This window comes from Rugosimonospora acidiphila (assembly GCF_039543385.1).
GTDB classification, from domain to species: domain Bacteria; phylum Actinomycetota; class Actinomycetes; order Mycobacteriales; family Micromonosporaceae; genus Rugosimonospora; species Rugosimonospora acidiphila.
Genome location: NZ_BAABJQ010000081.1, coordinates 1 through 1,900, shown reverse-complemented (window position 1 = coordinate 1,900; position 1,900 = coordinate 1). Strand labels below are relative to the sequence as shown.

1 protein-coding gene is annotated in these 1,900 nt (G+C 74.3%); it reads right to left on the bottom strand.

Features of this window, described 5'->3' with window-relative positions:
* The coding region (locus ABEA87_RS42110; RefSeq protein ID WP_345639408.1) for a beta-ketoacyl reductase at nt 1-1,900 on the bottom strand (1,900 nt) is incomplete at both ends.

Here is a 1,900-nt window from a genome sequence, read left to right as displayed (position 1 = left end):
AATCCACCCCACCAGCCACCACATCCCACAAACCCTCACCCGAAACCACCCCACCCGGGAAACGACAACCCAACCCAACAATCACCACCGGGTCATCGCCCACGACGGCAACGCCGGACGGCGTGCCGGCGTCGCGGGAGCCGGAGCCCGAGCTGGAGCCGGAGCCGGAGCCCAGCAGGGTCTCGGCAACAAAGTCCGCCAGCGACTGCGGCGAGGGGAAGTCGTAGACGAGGGTCGCCGACAGGCTCAGGCCCGTCGCCGCGTCCAGCCGGTTACGCAGCTCGATGGCGGCCAGTGAGGTGAAGCCCGCCTCCCGGAACGCCTGGTCGGGCCGGACGAGCCCGGCGTCGGCGTGTCCGAGGGTCGCGGCCACCTCGCGCAGCACCAGGTCGAGGACCGTGCGCCGGGCGTCCACCTCGGGCAGCACCCGCAGGCGCTCGGCCAGGTCGTTGGTCGGCGGCGCGGTGACCGTGGCCGCGGGCGCCGATGCCGGCGCCAGCGCGGAGAGCAACGAACTCGTACGGGTCGCGGTGAACGCGGGCCGGAACGTGTCCCAGTCGATGTCGGCGACGACGGCCACGGGCTGCTCGGCGTCGACGGCACCGGCCAGACAGGACAGTGCGCGGGCCGGCTCGAGAGCGCGCATGCCGGAGGCTTGCAGCCGGTCGAGCAGGTCGCTGCCGGCCATGCCGCCGCCGGCCCACGGACCCCAGGCGATCGAGGTGGCCGGCAGGCCCTCGGCACGGCGACGCTCGGCCAGCGCGTCCAGGCACGCGTTGGCGGCCGCGTAGTTGCCCTGCCCGGCCGAGCCGAGGACACCGGCGAGGGCGGAATACAGCACGAAGGCGTCCAGGTCGAGGTGCCGGGTGCACTCGTCCAGGTGCGTCGCGCCGAGCACCTTGGGGTCGGCGACCCGGGCGTAGCGCTCGGCGGTCAGGCCGTCGATGACGCCGTCGTCGAGTACGCCGGCGGCGTGCACGACGGCGGTGAGCCCGTCACCGAGCGCCGTCACCAGCCGCTGCACCGCGGCCCGGTCGGTGACGTCGCAGACCGCGGTCTCGACCCCGGTCTCCAGTTCGGAATCGATGGGCGAGCGGCTCGCCAGGACTACCCGCTCGGCGCCGTTGCGGATCAGCCAGCGCGCGGTGTGCCGGCCGAGGGCACCCGTTCCGCCGGTGACCAGCACGGTCCCCCGGGGCCGCCAGCCCGACGACGACCGGCGCGGCACGCGGGTGAGTTTACGGGCCAGGACGACGCCGTCCCGCACGGCGAGCTGGTCCTCACCGTGGCCGCCGGCGAGAATGGCGGCGAGCGCCGCGCCGGTACCGGCCGGCCAGCCGGCGGGTACGTCCACCAGGCCGCCCCACCGGTTCGGCAACTCCAGCCCGGCGGTGCGCCCGAGGCCCCACAGCGCCGCCTGATCCGGCGCGGTCGGCGCGTGCCCGGGCGTCCCGACCGCTCCCGTGGTCAGGCACCACACCGGTGCGTCCGGGTACGCCGTGCCGGTCTCGCGCAGCGTGGTCAGCAGGTCCGCGACCGTGCCGGCGAGGTGTATCACCCCGTCCGCCGAGGCCGGCCACTCGTCCCCGGCTGCCCGGACGACCGGCGTCGTGCCGCAGGCGGCGAGGGCTTCGGTGATGGGCTGGGAGTCGGCACCGGTACCGGCGACGACCACCCAGGTACCGTGCGGGGTGGCCGCCGGCAGCTTCACGGGCTTCCAGTCCACCTGGTACCGCAGGGTGTCGGTGCTGGTCTCGGAGCCGGGTGCGGTCAGCCAGTAGTGCTGGTGCTGGAACGGGTACGTCGGCAGCTCCAACTCCGGTGCCGCCGAGTTCGGCCACTGCACCGGCGTACCCGTCACATACAACCGGGCCAACGCCGACAACCACGACTCCACCTC